The organism is Ignavibacteriales bacterium, from assembly GCA_026390815.1.
GTDB lineage: Bacteria > Bacteroidota > Ignavibacteria > Ignavibacteriales > SURF-24 > JAPLFH01.
In genome coordinates, this window is the sequence record JAPLFH010000010.1 from 38,792 (window position 1) to 58,523 (window position 19,732).

General features: G+C 32.5%; 15 protein-coding genes, 2 tRNA genes, 1 other RNA gene and 1 pseudogene. 4 read left to right on the plus strand and 15 right to left on the minus strand.

Annotated features, from left to right (window positions below; genetic code table 11):
• Position 1: 1 nt before the first annotated feature.
• From purH to NTX22_04425, 12 genes and pseudogenes are all read right to left on the minus strand, one after another.
• Positions 2-1,519, minus strand: a complete 1,518-nt coding sequence (gene purH, locus NTX22_04370) for a bifunctional phosphoribosylaminoimidazolecarboxamide formyltransferase/IMP cyclohydrolase (GenBank protein MCX6149744.1) — start codon at positions 1,517-1,519, stop codon at positions 2-4.
• A 16-nt stretch (positions 1,520-1,535) separates the two neighbouring features.
• Positions 1,536-2,153, minus strand: coding sequence for a phosphoribosylglycinamide formyltransferase (purN, locus tag NTX22_04375; GenBank protein ID MCX6149745.1), 618 nt, complete (start codon positions 2,151-2,153; stop codon positions 1,536-1,538).
• Between the two features lie 116 nt (positions 2,154-2,269).
• Positions 2,270-3,763: a DUF3808 domain-containing protein gene (locus NTX22_04380; GenBank protein MCX6149746.1), complete on the minus strand. Its 1,494-nt coding sequence runs from the start codon at positions 3,761-3,763 to the stop codon at positions 2,270-2,272.
• Positions 3,763-5,394, minus strand: a complete 1,632-nt coding sequence (locus NTX22_04385) for a CTP synthase (protein MCX6149747.1) — start codon at positions 5,392-5,394, stop codon at positions 3,763-3,765. The genes NTX22_04380 and NTX22_04385 overlap by 1 nt, the downstream gene beginning before the upstream one ends.
• A 147-nt stretch (positions 5,395-5,541) precedes the next feature.
• A pseudogene (gene hpnE / locus NTX22_04390) lies at positions 5,542-6,828 on the minus strand (hydroxysqualene dehydroxylase HpnE).
• Positions 6,828-7,673: a presqualene diphosphate synthase HpnD gene (gene hpnD / locus NTX22_04395; protein ID MCX6149748.1), complete on the minus strand. Its 846-nt coding sequence runs from the start codon at positions 7,671-7,673 to the stop codon at positions 6,828-6,830. Before hpnD ends, hpnE begins: the two are co-directional and overlap by 1 nt.
• Before the next feature lies 1 nt (position 7,674).
• Positions 7,675-8,529, minus strand: coding sequence for a squalene synthase HpnC (gene hpnC / locus NTX22_04400; GenBank protein ID MCX6149749.1), 855 nt, complete (start codon positions 8,527-8,529; stop codon positions 7,675-7,677).
• A gap of 93 nt (positions 8,530-8,622) precedes the next feature.
• Positions 8,623-8,706: transfer RNA gene (locus NTX22_04405), tRNA-Leu, on the minus strand.
• A gap of 5 nt (positions 8,707-8,711) precedes the next feature.
• On the minus strand, positions 8,712-8,948 hold the full coding sequence (locus tag NTX22_04410; protein MCX6149750.1) for a GIY-YIG nuclease family protein: 237 nt from the start codon (positions 8,946-8,948) through the stop codon (positions 8,712-8,714).
• 265 nt (positions 8,949-9,213) lie between these two features.
• Positions 9,214-11,418, minus strand: a complete 2,205-nt coding sequence (locus NTX22_04415; protein ID MCX6149751.1) for a PBP1A family penicillin-binding protein — start codon at positions 11,416-11,418, stop codon at positions 9,214-9,216.
• Between the two features lies 1 nt (position 11,419).
• Positions 11,420-12,145 carry a UDP-2,3-diacylglucosamine diphosphatase gene (locus tag NTX22_04420; GenBank protein ID MCX6149752.1) on the minus strand — a complete coding sequence of 242 codons (726 nt, stop codon included), beginning with the start codon at positions 12,143-12,145 and terminating at the stop codon, positions 11,420-11,422.
• A 15-nt stretch (positions 12,146-12,160) separates the two neighbouring features.
• Positions 12,161-13,861 (minus strand): M1 family metallopeptidase, encoded by a 1,701-nt coding sequence (locus NTX22_04425; protein ID MCX6149753.1) that lies wholly within the window; start codon positions 13,859-13,861, stop codon positions 12,161-12,163.
• Positions 13,862-14,128: 267 nt separating this feature from the next.
• On the opposite strand from NTX22_04425, the gene glgC reads away from it, so the two are divergent.
• Both glgC and uvrC read left to right on the plus strand, forming a co-directional pair.
• On the plus strand, positions 14,129-15,370 hold the full coding sequence (gene glgC, locus NTX22_04430) for a glucose-1-phosphate adenylyltransferase (GenBank protein MCX6149754.1): 1,242 nt from the start codon (positions 14,129-14,131) through the stop codon (positions 15,368-15,370).
• Between the two features lie 45 nt (positions 15,371-15,415).
• On the plus strand, positions 15,416-17,275 hold the full coding sequence (uvrC, locus tag NTX22_04435) for an excinuclease ABC subunit UvrC (protein ID MCX6149755.1): 1,860 nt from the start codon (positions 15,416-15,418) through the stop codon (positions 17,273-17,275).
• Positions 17,276-17,328: 53 nt separating this feature from the next.
• Here uvrC and ffs read toward each other — a convergent pair.
• Together ffs and NTX22_04445 are read right to left on the minus strand one after the other, a co-directional pair.
• An RNA gene (ffs, locus tag NTX22_04440) (signal recognition particle sRNA small type) lies at positions 17,329-17,426 on the minus strand.
• A 71-nt stretch (positions 17,427-17,497) separates the two neighbouring features.
• A tRNA-Ala gene (locus NTX22_04445) sits at positions 17,498-17,570 on the minus strand.
• A 335-nt stretch (positions 17,571-17,905) separates the two neighbouring features.
• Here NTX22_04445 and NTX22_04450 point away from each other — a divergent pair.
• Both NTX22_04450 and NTX22_04455 read left to right on the plus strand, forming a co-directional pair.
• Complete coding sequence (locus NTX22_04450) at positions 17,906-18,193, plus strand: hypothetical protein (GenBank protein ID MCX6149756.1); 288 nt, start codon at positions 17,906-17,908, stop codon at positions 18,191-18,193.
• Between the two features lie 9 nt (positions 18,194-18,202).
• Positions 18,203-18,457: a hypothetical protein gene (locus tag NTX22_04455; protein ID MCX6149757.1), complete on the plus strand. Its 255-nt coding sequence runs from the start codon at positions 18,203-18,205 to the stop codon at positions 18,455-18,457.
• Between the two features lie 39 nt (positions 18,458-18,496).
• On the opposite strand, the gene NTX22_04460 is transcribed toward NTX22_04455, so the two are convergent.
• The gene (locus NTX22_04460) at positions 18,497-19,651 is read right to left on the minus strand and encodes a hypothetical protein (GenBank protein MCX6149758.1); all 1,155 of its coding nucleotides are present in this window, start codon (positions 19,649-19,651) and stop codon (positions 18,497-18,499) included.
• Positions 19,652-19,732 lie beyond the last annotated feature (81 nt).

Consider the following 19,732-nt stretch of genomic DNA (forward strand, 5'->3'; position numbering starts at 1 on the left):
CTTAATGCTTAAAATTTCTTATTCCGGTAAATACCATCGAAAGATTTCTTTCATTTGCTGCTTGAATAACTTCACTATCTCTAACAGAACCTCCAGGCTGAATTACTGCTGTAACACCATTGTTAGCTATTTCAACCAGTCCATCTGCGAAAGGAAAAAAGGCATCTGAAGCCGCAACGGCTCCAGTTAAATCGTGTCCAAATTCCTTTGCTTTCATTGCACCAATTTTTGCAGAATCAACCCTGGACATTTGACCAGCACCTACACCTAAAACTTTTTGATCCTTAACATACACTATAGCATTTGACTTTGTGTGTTTGCATAAAATCCAGGCAAAAAGTAAATCTTCAATCTCCTTTTTAGTTGGATTATTTTTAGTAACTATTGTCAAATCATTTTCGCCAATTTTGGAATTATCTTTTCCCTGAGCAATTAAACCACCAGGAATATTCTTGAACATCATTTCATCATGTGGCAGAGATTTAAGAACTTTAACAATTCTTCTGTTCTTTTTAGTAAATAATAAATCAAGTGCTTCTTTTGTAAAATCCGGGGCGCATATAATTTCCAAAAATATTTCATTTAGCTTTGCAGCTAAAGTTTCATCTACTACCGAATTAAACGAAACTATTCCCCCATATGCAGAAACAGGATCACCTGAAAACGCTTTGTTGAAAGCATCTAAAACATTAACACTTGTTCCAGCACCACAAGGATTAGTGTGTTTAACAATCACACACGAATTTTCAGGAAGATCTTGAATAATTTCAACGGAGGCTACCAGGTCTATTATGTTGTTGTATGATATTTCCTTACCGTGTAAAATCTCAAAATAATTATCAAACTCACCAAAGAGAGATGCCTGTTGATGCGGGTTCTCTCCATATCTTAATGATTGGGTCAACTTATAATTTAATCTAATTGCTTCTTTGGGTTGATCAAAAGTTTTTTCTAAAAAGTTTGCTATGAGTGTATCGTAATATGAAGTATAAGAAAATGCTTCTGAAGCTAATTTTTCTTTTGTGTGGATACTAATCTCGCCAGTTTGAAGTTCAGAAATGAAATCCGAATACTGCTCTGGCTTAGTAAGGATAGAAATGAATTTATAATTTTTTGCAGCAGCCCGTATTAAACTTGGTCCGCCAATATCAATGTTTTCAATTTTAGTCACTAAATCAATATCCTCTCTATCAACTACTTTTGGGAATGGATAAAGATTAACACAAACAATATCTATTGGCATAATACCATTTTCTTTTGCTTCTTTCAAATCATTCTCAATATCTCTTCGCATAAGAATGCCGCCAAATATTTTTGGTTGGAGAGTTTTTACTCGTCCAGAAAATATTTCTGGAAATGAAGTGAAGTTACTTATCTCAGTACAAGGAATATTATTTTCAATAATAACTTTTGCGGTGTTACCAGTTGCCAAAATCTCAAAGTTTAAACTAGCAAGGTTCTTTGCAAACTCAACTATCCCAGTCTTATCAGATACACTTATCAAAGCAAACTTTTTCAATAAATCCTCAGAACCTTTAGTTTATAATAAAAACTCTATTTTCAGTTATTAAAATTTTATCTTCCGATATTTTTTTAATTACAAATGGAAGAAGTTCATGTTCAACTTTCAAAACTCTTTCAGCAATATCTTCGGGGGTCTGCACATCAGAAATGTCCACTGCCTTTTGTGCAATTATTTTTCCATGATCATAAATTTTATCAACAAAATGAACTGAAGCGCCGGATATTTTAGCTGAAGAATTAAATACAGCTCGATGAACATTTAATCCATACATCCCTTCACCACCAAATGAAGGAAGTAGCGCTGGATGAATATTTATAATCCGGTTCTGATATTTTTCAACTATTTCATCAGGGATTTTTTTTAAGAATCCTGCAAGCACAACTAAATCAATTTCAAGTTCATCAAGTAATTTAGACAGACTCTCAAACTTAATATAACCAGCTTTTTCATATTTACTAACGAAATAAAAAGGAATTGAATTAGCTTTGGCTAATTCAACTGCAAGACATTCGTCCTTATCCGAAAAAAGAGCTTTTATTTCGATGTTTAGATAGTTGCTGGATTTGGCATTTAGAATTGCCCTTAGATTTGAACCTCGTCCAGAAACAAATACTGCTAATCTTAACATATTTAACTATTCAACGTGGTAAAAATTAGTTAAATCGCCTTTAATAATCAATGTAAACAATAGCATCTCAAAAACAATTAAATATAAAATGAAAGAAAAATAATCTTAGTAAAACATTAAATCGAGAGTTTTATCTTTAAACCATTTATAAAAGCCGTTAGTTTTGTTTGATAATCATAATCAGTTGAACTTTCTGCTTTTTCCAGGTAGTGGGTTGCTTCACTTTTATTATTTAATTTTACAAAAGCTCTGGCAATATAATATTCGGCAAATGGTTTAATCCAGGTTTCTCCGGATACATTATAACTGCAAGCTTTAATTCCATATTCAACAGATTCCTGAGTTCTTCCAAGTTCAAAACAAACATCGCTCAAATAAAGATTCACTTCTGCTTTAAGTTTTTCAGAATTTAATTTTGGCAATAAAGTCGTAAGGGAATCAAATGCTTCTTTAAATTTTCCTGATTCAATCAAGTTGGAAGCTTTAAGCGAACTAATTTCATTATCTGATAAAGTTCTATCAAAATAGATTTCGCTTTTGCGTTTTGCATAAAGATCATCCTGAATATCAAGATTTCCATTCCTTGCAAGTATATAATATTTTTTACCTTCGTCTCTTCTATCAGTAAGTTCATAACAGATCGCTATTCGGTAGTAAGCAATACCAGAATAATCAGTTTCTGTAGATGAAGAAAGAAATTTATTATAGTAATTAATTGCAGAATCAAAATTGTTTTTCCTAAATATAATTTCCCCAACTAAAAAATTTGAAAAAGCAGTTACTTGCTTAAAATTAGGATTATTTATTTTTATTATCTGTCTAAGGATTTTTTCAGCTTCAGTTGGTTTTTTACTTTTGATTAATACAACTGCATAGGAATACTGGAAAAGAACATTTGCAGGGAATTCCTTTACTAATTGTTTAAGATATCCGAGTGAGGTGTTGTAATCAATGAGTGTCTCAGAATAAATTTGGGACAAGTAATATGCAGCTTCTGTTTTAGAAAAATTTCCGTTTCTGTATGCCCATTTCAAATAATTTATTCCTTCTTCCCTGTTTCCGGAAAGTCCCGCGATTTTTAGTGCCCATTTAAAAACGCCTGGTACAAGGCTTAATGCGTAATTAAATAAACCTAAACCTAGGTAAGCATCATACATTTTAGGATTTTTTTCTAAAACTTCTTTTAAATATTTGTTCGAATTTTTTACCGCCCAAACAGAACTTAACTGGCTGTTGGATTTCATCAACGCCATTGCTCTAAATCCATAATTTGCGCCAAGTACATAAAGTGCGGTTTCATCTTCGGCATTTTCTTCAATAATTTTTTGTGCTTTTTCAATTGCAATGTCAGAAAACTTAAAAAACTTATCATAGTCATCTTTGTCTTTATTGCTCATATAAGTCCAAAGGTATATGCTTGATTTATAATGGTATCCTCTGGGATCATTTGGATTTTTAGAAATAATTCTATCAAAAGCAGCCTCTGCTTTTTCAAGCTGGAAATTATATGAATAATCTAATCCTTGTTTTATCAGATTATTTATTTCTGATTGCCCGAAAAGTTTAAGTGATAAACTACAGATTAAAAAAGTGAGAACAATTTTTTTCATCAACTTAATGCTTTAATACTTTGTGAATAAATGAGGGAGGCTTTTACGAATTCTCTAAACAGAGGATGTGCTTTTGTAGCTCGTGATTTCAATTCAGGATGAAACTGGCATCCAACAAACCATGGATGATTCTGTAATTCAATCATCTCAACCAGTAATCCATCCGGCGATAAACCGCTGAAAATCATACCATTCTGTTCCAGCACTTCTCTAAAATCATTATTTACTTCAAAACGATGTCTATGACGTTCCGAGATTTCTATTGAATTATAAGCTTCAAATGCTTTGGTGTTTTCTTTTAAGTTACAAGGATATGCACCCAATCTCATCGAGCCACCAAGGTTTTTTACTTTTTTCTGGTCTGGCATAATATGAATAACATTATACTTATTTTTTACAAACTCCGCGCTGTTAGCTTTTTTAATTCCACACACATTACGGGCATAATCAATTACAGCGCACTGCAAACCAAGGCATATTCCAAAGAAGGGAATTTTGTTTTCCCTTGCAAATTTAATTGCCATAATTTTCCCTTCAATACCGCGCTCACCAAAACCACCGGGAACGAGTAATCCACTCATTCCTTCCAAATACTTTTCAGCTCCATCTTCTTCAATTTGTTCTGAATTAATAAATTTCATCCTTACTTTAGCATCGTTTTCTGCACCAGAATGAATAAAAGCCTCGCTGATACTTTTATATGCATCTACAAGATCTGTGTATTTACCACATACTGCAATATTAATTTCTTTTGATGGCTGTTTTACCTTTCGTACAAATTCCACCCATTCTTCAATTTTAATTTTGATGTCCGGCAGTTTAAGTCGTTTAAGCACAATCCTATCAAGTTTTTGCTTTTTTAAAACCAACGGAACTTCATAAATGGTAGAGCAATCAAATGCTGAAATAACAGATTTTGCATCAACATTGCAGAAAAGAGCAATCTTTTCTTTTAATTCATTGGCTATTTCTTTTTCAGATCGGCAGACTAAAATGTTTGGTTGTATACCAAGCGCAAGCAAATTTTTAACGCTATGTTGAGTTGGTTTAGTTTTTACTTCTCCTGCAGAATTAATATAAGGAACAAGTGTAACATGAATACTTAATGCGTTCTTTCTCCCAACTTCCATCATTAGTTGCCTCATGGCTTCAATAAATGGAAGACTTTCAATATCACCTACAGTACCACCAATTTCAGTAATTACAATATCATATTCGTTAGTTTCACCAAGCTGACGCATCCTGTTTTTAATTTCATCAGTTATATGTGGAATTACCTGAACAGTAGCTCCAAGATAATCTCCACGCCTTTCTTTGGAAATAACATTAAAATAAACTTGCCCGGTAGTAGTGTTATTTGCTTTAGACATATTAACGTCAAGAAATCTTTCGTAATGTCCAAGGTCCAAATCCGTTTCAGCGCCATCATCTGTAACATAAACTTCGCCATGCTGAAAAGGATTCATAGTTCCAGGATCAACATTGATGTACGGATCGAATTTTTGGATAGTTACACTAAATCCACGTTGTTTTAGCAGCAATCCAAGTGAAGATGCAGTTATTCCTTTGCCTAATGATGAAACTACACCACCAGTTACAAATATGTATTTAACTTTCTTTTTATACGCCATCGATATGAAAATCCTTGTTGCAAAACTAATTTATTTTGCATTCAAACATATCTAAAAAAAATAAAACCTGCTATATGAAGAATAGAAAGTAAGATGAAATTTTAAAGTTTTATTTTACGAAGTTTACTTTTGGCAGGAATTCGAACATTAAATTTCATTTGCTATTAATTCTGCTGCAATTCTCCCACTTTTTACCGCTCCTTCTATTGTGGAAGGAAGCCCGGTATTCGTCCAATCACCTGCCAGAAAAAGATTTTTAATTTTAGTATTAGCGTTTGGTCTTGAATTTAAAATAGCAGGTGAAGGAACGAATGTAGCTCGTTTTTCTTTAATTATTTTATAATTTGAAATTAGACTATTGTTGAAAAAAGCGAAATAGTTATGAATTTCTTCTACTACAACTTTATATATTTTTTCTGAGTTAAATTCTATCATTGCGCCAGCATCGCTTATTACAATTGTAATATGTTTTCCATGATTAAATATCCAGTGAACCTTTGAATCAATTAATCCATAAAACTTTTCTTTAAATGGATTTTCATTTAGCCAAATATGAACTGTAAGAATTGGTGAATAATCAAATTTCAAATCGCTTAACAAATAATCAGAATCTAAAAACATTTTTTGGAAAGAGTGAAATGGAACGGCAGAAACTACAAAATCAAATCCATCAACAGGTTTATTATTTACAATAACAGATTTTACCTTTTCATTCCGTATTTCTATGTAAGAAACTCTGCTCGATAAATTTATTCCACCATTATGGTTGTTTAAAAAAGCACTTGCATTGTTGCAGTACATCTCACTTAAACCAGTTTTGGGTAATAGGATTGAAGCAGATTTGTTTCCCTTTAAAAACATTTTTTTAAGGATATCAATAAATATTTTTGCTGATGCTTTTTCCAGATTAGTATTAAGTGTACCAACAACTAAAATATCCCAGAATGCTTTTATTGTTCTGTCATTCTGATGATTATCATCCAGCAATTCTTTTACAGTTAGATTATTTAATGATTCACTTGGAGTCCCCAGTAATTTCAAAAAAAATTTGATAATGTTTACTCTGTCAGTAAACTTAATTGCTTTATAAGATAATAAACCAGCAAGAAGGTTGAAGGGGTAGAACTTTGATTTTGATATTAGTGGAACAACACCAGAATACTTATCAACAAAATTTATTTCCAGCTTATCCTGATAATAAATATTATTTAATGCTCCAATCAATTTTAGAAAATGAATTGTTTCTTTATAACAGCCCATCAGGATGTGCTGCCCATTATCTATTACATCCCCAGTTATATCATCAAAGAAAGAATATGCTCTACCGCCAAGTTTGGGTGATGCTTCAAAAAGTTCTACATTAATACCAACATTTGCCAAATGAACTGCCGCTGATAAGCCAGCAAATCCACCTCCGACAATAACAACTTTTTTCATGAATAAACTAAACTATACTTTGCCCAAACTCCAAGGGATATTCCAACCTTTTCGAATTTTGATACTTTAATTTTCTTATCGAATACGTTGAAATTTTTATCTTCAATTTTCTGAAGCAATTTAGAATAGATATGCTGCATAGCTCTTGCAGCAAACATAGCGGGTTTATCTTCAATTGTAAGGTAATGGTTTGCACGATCAAAAAAATCTTTAGCACGCAATGCTTCATAATTCATCAGAGCAACAAAATTGGCATTATAAACGCTCTTAAATAATTCGCTTTCCGTGTAGCTAAACTTATTCATATCTTCCTGCGGCAGATAAATTCTTCCATTCTGAGCATCAGATTTTACGTCTCGTAAAATATTTGTAAGCTGAAGAGCGTACCCAAGATTAACTGCAAAATCTTTCGTGGATTTATTTTTATATCCAAAAATTTCTATACACATTAAACCTACAGTTGAAGCCACGCGATAACAATAGAGAAGAAGATCATCAAATTTAATATAACGTTTATTTTGGAGGTCCATCTCCATACCTTTGATAAGCTCAAAGAAAGGCTCTATTGGAATATTGAATTGTTGGACAATTTTAATCAGTTTATTAAAAAGGAAAAATTCAGAATTACCGGATAATGATTTCTCCAGTTCAACTCTCCACCTTCGTAAACGTTCGTACTTAATTTCTTCGGTTACATCTTCATCATCAACAATATCATCGGTCTGCCGGCAGAATGAGTAAACAGTATTCATTGCATCTCGTTTTGGAGCAGGTAATAAGCTGAAAGCATAATAAAAACTGCTTTTACTTTCTTTTGCAATATTTTTTGTGGAGTCTATCAATCTAAAATCTTTTTAATGAACTAATAAATATTTTCATATAATCAAATTTAGTTAAAACTGGTCTAATGTTAAGTACATTGTAATCAAATTCTACAATTTTTTCCAGTATTTTTTCGCCCCCTAAAATTGTACATCCTATTTCATATTTCAATCTTTTAGGTAGGTAATGAATTAAAGAATACCCATCCGTAAAAAGATTGAGAATACGTTGAACTTGAAATTTAATTAACGCTATAAATTTCGAGTTACCTTCTCTTAAAACAAATTCCTTTTCAGTAATATAATAAGCTGCCAGTTCATCTTCCGGAATATATATCCTGCCCTTCTGATAATCTATGCTTAAATCCTGTAAAAAATTTGTTAATTGCAGGGCAGTACATATTGAATCTGAATATCCGAATAATTTGTCGTTTCGAATATTAAAAAGTTCTAAAATCAATCTTCCAACAGGATTTGCGGAATACTTACAATAATCGAGTACTTCCTGAAAATCTTTATAACGTTTTTTAGTTAAATCCTGTTTAAATGCCTTAATCAAATTTGTAAAATGAACCGGACTTAGCTTCATATCATTAATTGTTGCAGTTAAAGCTTTCCAAAATGGTAATGAAAATTTTCCTTTGAGAGCAAAATTAAATTCCGATTCATATAAATTAAGTTTCGCCAGCCTATCATCTTCAGAAAAATTTCCTTCATCAGCAATGTCGTCTGCCTGGCGGGCAAATTTATAAATAACTGCAATGTGTTTTCTTAAATTTTTGGGAACAAGAAATGAAATAACCGGGAAATTTTCATAATGAGTTGTGGCAAACCGAATGGCATTTTTATATTCCTCATTGAGGATCTCATCATTCATTTACATCTGCAGTAATTTTAAGAAGTATTCTATTTTAAGCTTACTCGTACAAAATTTAGAATTCAAAATCCAGCGTTATAAGTATTTTATTTGTGCCCGAAGGGGGACTCGAACCCCCACCCACGTACGTGGACTAGACCCTGAACCTAGCGCGTCTACCAATTCCGCTATTCGGGCAATCATTATTTAATGTTTTTTAAGAACTCTTTTCCAATTCCAGATTTGAAGTAAATTTCTCTTTTTCTTGCTTCAATTCTGGTTGAACATTTTTCTTTATAAATTATAACAAATGGTCTGTATGGTTTTGTTGTTCTTTCATAACCATTATTATGTCTGTTAAGCCGTTCATCAAGATTGCTGGTTAAACCTACATAAATGTAATTCCTAACTAAACTTTTTATTGCATATACTGTATACATAAACTTAGCGCGCCTGCCTGGCGGTAGACAAGTCTACCAATTCCGCCATTCGGGCAATCATTATTTCAAATCTCGATTCAAATATAATTATTAGAATCCAGTGGTGCAATTTACTTTTATAATTGAAGAATAATTACTACGTAACGTTACGCAAAAAATTATAATTGTTATATTGATCGGAGCGAAATATCTCAAATCAGTTTAAAATCGAGGTGTTGAGATTCTTCACTCTGTTCAGAATGACAATTTTGCGTAATGTGACTTACTAATGTATATCGCATGGTGGTGGTAAATTATTTCTATTAATTATGTCAGATACTTTTTCCGGACAAGATTCTTTAGCTAATCTTGGTGAACCACGTTGAATGCTTTCTAAACAAAATTGCTCTGTTACTACATCATCGGTTAATTCAAAATACTTTAATGGCATTTTTACTTCATCATAAACTCCCTGCATAAACTTTGCCCAAATTGGTGCAGCAGCTTTCGCTCCTTGCCCATACCATCCAGTAAAGCTAACTCTCCTGTCATCAAATCCTACCCAAACTCCGGCAACTAATTGTGGTGTAAATCCAATAAACCAGGCATCACCAAAATCCTGAGTTGTACCAGTCTTTCCAGCTGCTGGACGATGGAAAAATTGACGAACTCCTGCACCGGTTCCGTAATCTACAACAGTCTGCATCATATCTGTAACGATTGCAGCAGTAGTTGGAGAAATTGCTTCGTATATTTTATTCGGGTAGAATTTATCAATTAGAATTCCGTCTCGGTCTTCAATTTTTAATATTGAAATGGGAGAAATGTAAATACCTTTGTTGGCAAGCGTAGCATAAGCTGACGTTAATTCAAGAGGAGAGACCTCAGAAGTTCCAAGTGCTATTGAAGGAACAAGATTAAGACGACTGTTTATCCCCATCTTCTTTGCAATTTCACCAATCTTGCTAAGTGGTGCATAATCCTGGATGATTAATCTCGCTGTAATAATATTAAGGGAATTTTTCAAAGCATCTCTAAGCATAGTGTAACCACCGGTGCTGCCATCACTATTGGATGGAGACCATCCGTTAAAATCAAATGGTTGATTTAAAACAGAAAATGCCGGGTAGAGTCCATTATCAATCGCTGTACTATAAATTATTGGTTTGAAAGATGAACCAGGCTGCCTTCGTATTCCTGTAACGTGATTAAGTCCATATTGAAAATTTTGATTCTGACCGCCAATCATTGCTTTAATATATCCGTTAGTCGGATCTATTGCTACAAAACCAACTTCAATTGTTTGCTCAGCAATCTTTACTGAATCAATAAACTTTGGATTGTATCGTAATCTCCTGTAAACTTCAGATTTATCCTCTTGGTTTTTTGCTGATAAATATCTTTGATCATTCCTTACAGCTTTTTCAACAATTGCATTAAGTATATCTCTGCGATTGTTCCAATTCCATGCTTTGTTAAATAATATTTGATATTCCTTTAAATGATTTGCAGCTACTTTGTTAGCAACCTGCTGCATTCGAGAATCGATAGTAGTGTAGATATTCAAACCATCTCTGTATAAATCGTATCCATATTTATCAGACATTTTTTCCATTTGTTGACGGACATATTCCATAAAGTGAGGAGCAATTGTTGCATAACCACCAATGCGTTCGCTGCCTAATTCAATCGGTTTACTCCTTAAACGTTCATACAAGTTCTCTTCCATGTAACCAGCAACAACCATATTGTGCATTACAAGATTTCTCCGCTCTAAAGCATTCTCATATTTATTTACAGGATCGTAGTTAACTGATGATTTTAGTAAAGCCACCAACAAGGCGGATTCTGGTATTGTAAGATCTTTAGCGTTTTTATGAAAGAAAATATGAGAAGCTGTTTCTACACCAAAGGCACTTCTACCAAAGTAAGATACATTAAGATACATTTCTAAAATTTCTTTCTTTGTATATGTTTTTTCTATTTGAATAGCAGTAACCCATTCACGCAATTTTCTAACAAATGTATCAAATGAGTTTTCATTTTTTATTTTAAGATTGTAAAGATTTTTTGCAAGCTGCTGTGTTATTGTGCTAGCGCCTTCGTGCAAAGATAAACTGAAAACATTTTTAACCATTGCTTTAAAAAACCTTGCAACATCAACACCCCAATGATCATAAAAATTTCTATCCTCAGTGGCAATCAAAGCGTTTATTAAATGATTAGGTATGCTATCCACACGAGCTTCTATACGATTTTCAATGAAGAATTGTCCAATCAGTTCTCCATCAACTGAATAAACTTTGCTTGCAAGAACCGGTTTTGGATTTTCGAGCTGCTCTAAAGATGGTAACCCCTGAAAAATGTAGGCACCAAAGAAAATAAGAATTATAACTATTGAAATAGCAACCGTTAAAATTATTTTTCTTTTTTTATCATCGCGATTGATTGACTTTTTCCAATTATCCGATGGAGAAAACATTTTACTCATTTTAATTCCAATCTCTAATTTCAAATTTATTGTCGGAAAAAATTCCATAACAAGGTTGAGACAACCAGGAACCTAGATTTATATAAGTCCCCTGCTTATATTTTTTGTTTGCCCGATAGTGCGAGTGGCCCATTAACACATAATCAAAACCATCATCAATTTTTAGTTTGGCTGCTTCAAATAATCCATCAATTTCCCCATAATGTTTTTGTGTAGTATAACCTCTACTTGTTTGACTTGTTTTACTTGCAAGGGCAATGCCCCAATCCGGGTGAACTACGGAATAGATTTTCTGAACAACTTTATTGCGCAAAATCTTCTTCAATATTTTATAACCAAGATCATTATTTACCATCCCATCACCATGAGCTAAAAAGAATTTTTTTTTGTTCAAAATTATTTCAAATGGATTTTCATACAAAATGCATCCAATTTCTTTAGTAAAAAAATCGCGATGAAGAAAATCGTGGTTGCCAATCAGGTAATGTATTTTAACATTATTTTCCGAAATGTTCTGGAGTGCGGTTAACGTTCTGAAAAACCCTTTCTGGTAAACTCTTTTATATTCAAACCAGTAGTCAAACAAGTCGCCAAGAATAAAAAGTTCTTTTGCTTCTGTTAACGCAAATTCCAAAAACTTAACAAGAAGCCTTTCCTTTTTATCTTCAAGTTCTTTCGATTGAAGTCCAAGATGTATATCGGAAATAAATAAATAACTATCGTTCACTTATTTGCCATAAAATTATTTTAAATAATCTTCCTTTTGAATCTTTGCCAATAACCAGTTGTTCGGATCAATCAATATGTCTTTTATCTTCATAGAAGTTGATAATTTAAATGTTTGTTCTTTTTTATCCACATAAAAAACTTTTTGAAAACTTTCTTCATCATTTTCTGTTTTTACCATAACCTCAAGCGGGAATTTATAAACTGAATAATCTTTCTGTACTTGTTTAACAGTAAGAGTCATTTCATTTTCAGTGGAATCGATTGATTTTATACTAAAGTTGTACTTTAATTTTATAATTCCTTCACCTTCAAAAACCCATTGCTTAAAGAAGAAATCCAAATCTTTTCCACTAATGCGTTCACACAGTTTTATAAAATCATAAGTTGATGCATTTCCATATTTAAAATCTTTGTAATACTCTTTTAAGATTGTAAAAAATGTTGAATCACCAACCTCAAACCTAAGCATATGAAGTGTCCAGGCACCTTTACCATAAACGGTTGAGCCAAACATATTTATTGGATTATAAAGTGTTCCAGCAAAGTTATCCTGAAATTTTGAAAGCATTGTGGATTTGTAAGCATCAAATCCAGCTTTATGTTCAGCATACAAAGCTTCTGAATAAGTAGCAAATCCTTCGTTCAGCCAAATATCTTTCCAGGATTTAAGTCCAACTGCGTCTCCCCACCATTGATGAGCTAATTCGTGAATATAAAACTCGCTAAACATTTTATTTCCATTAAGAAAGTTGGAACCAATCCCAGTTATTGTTTGATGTTCCATAGCACCCAATTGCCACAAAAATTCTGCAACTCCATATTTTTCTTTTGGGAACGAGTACACACCAAACTTTTCCTCAAAGAATTTCATAATCTCCGGATGTTCATCAAAATCTTTTTTTGCCATTTCTAAATGCTCCGGGAAAGCGTAGTAATCGAAATTAAATTTATCGTTACTTATGCTTGTATATTCCTGCTTGAAATATTTATAATCTGCTGAATAAATACAAACCAGGTATGTTGAGATTGGATAAAATGTTTTCCAGTGATAAGTTCTTCTTTCTTTATTTGTAATTACTTCAATCAATTTTCCATTTGATATAGAAATCTTAGAAGAATCATTTGTAATTTGAATATCAACTAAGGCTTTATCATCCGGAGTATCATTACATGGATACCATGTGGAAGCATAAATCGGTTCACTTAAAGTATAGGATACAGATCGGTTATTAAATTTATCAAACACAAATGAAGCAAACCCCTTTTTCTTAGGTGTACCTTCATAAATTATTCGAACATTAAATGTATCAAATTCAGTAGCAGCCACTGGAATTGAAAGAGTTGTACCAGTAAAAAAGAAATTGCTAATTGTTTTTTCATTTAAAGTAATTCTTTTGATGTCAAAGTTATCATAAAAATTCAAATCGATCTGATTCACATTTTTATCCTTAAATAATCCAGTTATTGTAACATCACCTTTAAGGAGTTTTTCTTCAGGATGTAGATCGAATATTAAATTATAATGAAGGATGTCCAACGATTTTTGTTTATTTGTTATATAAGTGTCCGGAACATCATTACCGAATAATTCTTCTCCCCATTTACTTTCTGCAAAGCCGGAATAATAAACCACAAACTTTAAAGGATTATAAATTACTTTCCATGCAGCGAAAAGAGAAATATTGAGTGCAATAACAAAAACAATTCTAAGCAATTTACTTGTCAGGTTAAATTTCCTTAATTCAGATAAAATTCAGTTGTAAATTTATGAAATTAGTTTGACAAGTAATATTTGGTATTCCAACTAAAATATTTTTCCCAGATTGGCAACATTACCGATCCGAATATACCTGAATAAATTGACTCCGATAAATCAAATAAATACTTGTATTTTAAAATATCTGCTTTTTCAAATATTAAAAGTGCGATTGCCAATAAAGTATTTTTTGAATATATTACTCAAAAAATTTGTAGGTAGTTTATGTTATTTGCAGGTTCAGCATTATTAAGGGATACTGTTACAATGATTCTTGCAGGTGGACAGGGTGAAAGACTTGCCCCCTTAACAAATGTAAGAACTAAACCATCTGTGCCATTTGGAGGGAAATATCGTATCATCGATTTCACTCTTTCCAATTGTCTTAACTCTGGCTTAAGAAAAATTTATGTACTCACTCAGTACAAATCAGATTCTCTCAATCAACACTTATACGAAGCGTGGAATATTTTCAACCCGGAACTTGGTGAATTTATTTATTCTATCCCACCGCAGCATAAAGTCGGCGGCGATTGGTATATGGGAACTGCTAACGCAATTGAGCAGAATGCAAATTTAATTACTGGAAATAGAAGCAAATGGCTCCTTGTACTTTCTGGCGACCACATTTACAAGATGGATTATTTAAAGATGCTTCATTACCACGAAGATAGAAACGCTGATGTTACATTGGCAGCAATTGAATTTCCGAAAGATGAAGCTGGAAGATTTGGAGTAATGAGCCTTGAGCCTGATTATAAAGTTACAGGATTCCATGAAAAAGTAAAGGATCCACCTACTATACCGGATAAGCCTGGTTACTCTTTTGTAAATATGGCAATATATGTTTTCGATTCCGACAAATTGATTCAAGTATTTAAGGAGATGGAAGAAAAAAAAATCCCCCGAATCGATTTTGGTAAACATGTTCTTCCTTATATGGTAAAATCTGGTTATAATGTTTTTGCATACAAATTTGAAGACGAAAATAAAAAGAGTGAATTATACTGGAGAGACATTGGAACATTGGATAGTTATTATGCTGCCAGTATGGACTTAATTTCTGTTAGTCCTGCTTTTAACCTCTATAATCATGAATGGCCATTAAGATCAGCAACAGTTCAATCGCCACCCGCAAAAACACTTTCCCACGAAGGAGAAAGAGTTGGCAGAAGTCTTAATTCCTTAATTTGTGATGGAACTATTATTTCCGGAGGATTAGTTGAAAGATCTATTGTTGGATCAAACGTAAGAGTTAATTCTTATTCTTATGTAACGGATTCAATCATCTTTGATAACTGTAATGTAGGAAGGCATGCCCGCATCAGAAGAGCAATAATTGATAAAAATGTAATAATCCCGGAAGGATATGAAATTGGATTTGATCCTGATGAAGATAGAAAGAAATTTACAGTTTCCGAAACAGGTATTGTTGTAATACCTAAAAATTCTGTGCTAACAAAATAAAGGGAACAATAAAAGAAACTACTAAATGCCATCCTTTATAGTGGGATGGCATTTCTATTTTTAGTTATGAAAGAAGATTTTAAATCAAAATTAGAAACGCTACCTAATAAACCAGGTATTTACCAGTTCCTAAATGATAAAGGAAAGGTAATTTATGTTGGCAAGGCTAAAAGTTTGAAAAGCAGGGTAAAATCATATTTCCAAAATTCAGTTCTCTCTCCAAAAACAAAAGCTCTTGTTGATAAGATTTATGATCTTCAAATGATTATTACAGATACTGAAATAGAAGCGCTTGTACTAGAAAATAACCTGATCAAACAATTCACACCTCGTTATAACATTAACTTAAAGGATGATAAATCTTTCCCATATATTGTAGTAACTAACGAACCTTATCCGAGAATTTTTCCTACAAGAAACATAGTTAAGGATGGTTCAAAATATTTCGGTCCTTATACAGAAGTTAAAGCAATGAAATATTCTTTAAGGATGATAAACGATATTTTCAAAATAAGAAACTGCAATTATTATATTGATCAGGAAGTAATTGATAAAAAGAAAATTAAAGTATGTCTTGAGTATCATATAAAAAAATGCGATGGACCTTGCGAAGGATTGATTTCTCAAATATCATATAACGAAATGGTGAATGAAGTTACTAAAGTGTTAAGCGGAAAGTTTAATGACTTACTTAAAGATCTGAATGAGAAAATGCAAAAAGCTTCTTCAGAATTTAATTTTGAAGAAGCAGCGCAAATTCGGGATAAAATTGAGCAGCTTAAAATATATTCATCAAAGCAAAAAATGGTTACAACCGACTTTGTTGAACGTGACATTATCACAGTTGCATATGAAGGAAAAGAGGCTACTTGCTCTATTCTAAATATTCGAGATGGTAAAATAGTTGGTAAAAAACAATTGAAATTAGGTCTTGAAGGACAAGAAGAAATAACTGAGGTATATTCTGCTGCAATTAAATTTTATTATAATGAATTGGTTGAAGTACCAAAAGAAATTGTTGTTGAAGTAGAACCGGATGAAATGGAAACTCTTACAGAATGGTTAAATACAATATCAACGAGAAGTATAAAATTTACAATCCCTAAAAATAGTGGAGAATTGAAATCGCTTGTAAATATGTGCAAGCAAAATGCAATTCTTCAGTTAAAGGAAATTCAATTACAAAGAATGAAACGGGATGGAAATTTGCCATTTGTTTTGGAGGCACTTAAAAGAGATTTACATCTTCCTGCCCTTCCAAGAAAAATTGAATGCTTTGATATTTCTAACTTACAAGGAACAGATACCGTTGCCAGTATGGTGGTTTTTGAAAATGGAAAACCGAAAAAGAGCCAGTACCGAAAATATATTATTAAAAATGCGGAAGGTCCTGATGATTTTGAAAGTATGCGAGAAGTAATTACAAGAAGATACTCAAAATTAAAAGAAACAAATGAACCTCTGCCTGATTTAATTATGGTTGATGGTGGTAAAGGACAACTTTCCAGTGCAGTTGGAATTCTGAACAGTTTTGGTTATTCAAATTATAATATTATTGGTTTAGCAAAACGTCTGGAAGAAGTGTTTCACCCTGGTATATCAGAAGCTCAATCAATTCCCAAGACTTCATCAAGTTTAAAATTACTCCAACAAGTACGAGATGAAGCTCACAGATTTGCAATCACATTCCATCGATCAAGAAGAGATAAACGAACTTTAACTACTGAACTGCTTGAAATAAAAGGGATCGGGAATAACACTGCGGAAAAATTGCTTAAAATATTTGGCAGTTTAAGTATTATTAAAAAAATATCATTTGAAGAATTGCAGAAAGCTGTGGGTAATTCTAAAGCTAACTTGCTGATTAATTATTTTCAAAAGGTTGATGAGGCTACCAATAACTAAGATTCTTTGTTGCCCTGCTTATAATTTTCCTTCAATTCAATTCTCATAATATAAAATGCCAGGATAACTAACTACACAAGCATTGTACTTGCCGCTGCTTCCTTCCGGATCTGACGGGGTTAGGCACTAACTTGTCAATTAGGTCCTGGCAATTTAGAATGAAAACTTTTAACTAAACAATGACAATTTAAAACGTTATAAAATTAATCAATTTTCATTTAGTGGAGCTAAGCGGGATCGAACCGCTGACCTGTTCGTTGCGAACGAACCGCTCTCCCAACTGAGCTATAGCCCCAGTTTTGGTTTTAAGCTAAAAACACAGTTTTGCTTTACTTCTTATTGTGACATAAATCAGACTGTGTACTAAGTGTTTAATGCCTTAATACACTCCTTAATACTCACTATTTCACTACATAAAGAACATAAAAAAGAAATAGCCCAAAAGGAAAAATGAAGGAGTCAAAGCCTTATAAAACCTTTCGAGCTATTTCATTAACAAACTCATTTTTTTGACTTTCCATTTTATTTTCATTGGGAACTTAAGGATTATTTCAAGTAAGATCAATGTTCTTTTTATATAAAAATTGTTTTATTTTTATGTTATCTTTATTTCAAAATGTTGGAAACCTGATGCTAAATTTAACCTGGTTAAACGATATTGACTTAATACCTACACTTCAAGGAGATCCTAAAGCAATCGCTGAAACTTGCGGATCCGAAACGTTAATAAAACTTATCGAGAATGACTTCACTAAAATGAAATTTTACATTCCAGCAAATGCCCTTGATGATGCTAAAAAAATGTATGTGAGAAAATTCTACGATGGAAAGAACTTGAAAACTCTTTGCCGTATGTTAAAAGTTTCTGATTCACAAATATATAAATGGATCAGCGAACCAATGAATCCTACAAAATAGGGACTGATTATGTTAACACCAAATGAACAAAAACAGCTTGACGAAGCAAAGGCAGAATTACAAGCTATCAGATCAGACCCGAACATTGACCAGGTAACCAAAAAATCTTTTGTCGAATTATATGAAGGTTCAGTTCGATATTGGGAAGCCATCGACAAATTAACACCTGAACAGAAAAGCCAGCAACTTAAAGCCGATAAACGATTATTAAAAAGAATGGATGCCGAAAGTTTAGGCTCAATAGTGATCCATAACGAAGACTGATTTTTAATCTGGATCAGTGTATGCAACTCCAATTTGTTATTAAAAAGGCATTGATTCAGTTTCATAATAATTATTAACCCGTCCAATATCGATTTTATTTTTTGTGTAAAAAGGTTTGTAAACGGATTCAATTTGTTTTATATCGTAGCCTGTAGCAATCTCTTTGAATTGCCCACTCTCTGTCATCTCTAAAATAAATTCTTTTCTACTATTTTTAGAATGCCTGGTAACTTCCAACTTGCATGCAAAATGATTTTCGTTAAAAGTAGTTCCGTTAATTTGCTTTATACCAGCTTCAAATAAATTATAAATCAAAAATAAGAAATCACAATCACGCGCAAGCGCTATGCTGTCAGCAAGGTTAATTACAGTAGGATTCCCTATGCCTGTCCGATTGAGTTGGGCAGCTGTAAACACAACTAAATTTAATTCCTTCGCCAACTGTTTAAGAAAGTTTGAATAATAAGCGGCTTGTTGCTCTTTCTTTTCAAATCTCTTTTTACTGCTCATGTTACCTATATCATCAATAAAAACAGCTTGAACTCCATTCCTTTCTTTCCAGTATTTAGCCTTATTATAAATTTCCGTCTCTGTTAATTTCATATCGGAAATATATAAAGGGTATTCATCTTTTTTAGCAATAGCTTTTATCATTCTTTCTTTGTGCTCAGCCGTTAATCTTGTTGGTTCTCTCAAATTACCATAACCGACATTAAAAAATACACTAGCATTTTTTTGTTTAAATTCGGATTCTGACAACTCAAGCGTAAAATATCCACAAGGAATATCCTGCTTTAATAAATCAATCAAAATATTTATTGCAAGTGTAGTTTTACCATTCTTAAATGCACCAGCAAGCCCAATTAAATTTTGAGGTTTAAACCCTCCGCTTGAAAAATTGATTGAAGGAATGCTTTTAATCGATAATGATTTTCTGTTATCCGTTAATTCGGTTTCCATTTCCTCAATAACACTACTTAAGGAAAATTGTTTCTCTACTGTAAACTTTTGAACCTCTGAAATTTTATTTTCTAATTCAGATTTTAGATCGGTCATTAAATCAAAACCTAGATAATCAGACTTTGCTCTGTCTGAGTAATCTTTCAAAATCTTTTCAACTTCTATCGAAGCGTTAATATCAAAAAAGTTCTCTTGGATTTTATTTGATTCAAGATAAGATTCTGTAACATACAAATTTTGAATTTCCAGTAAATCCGGTCTGTCAAACTCCGGAACTTTCATTAACATCAATAAGAGATTTTCCGTTGTTGGATT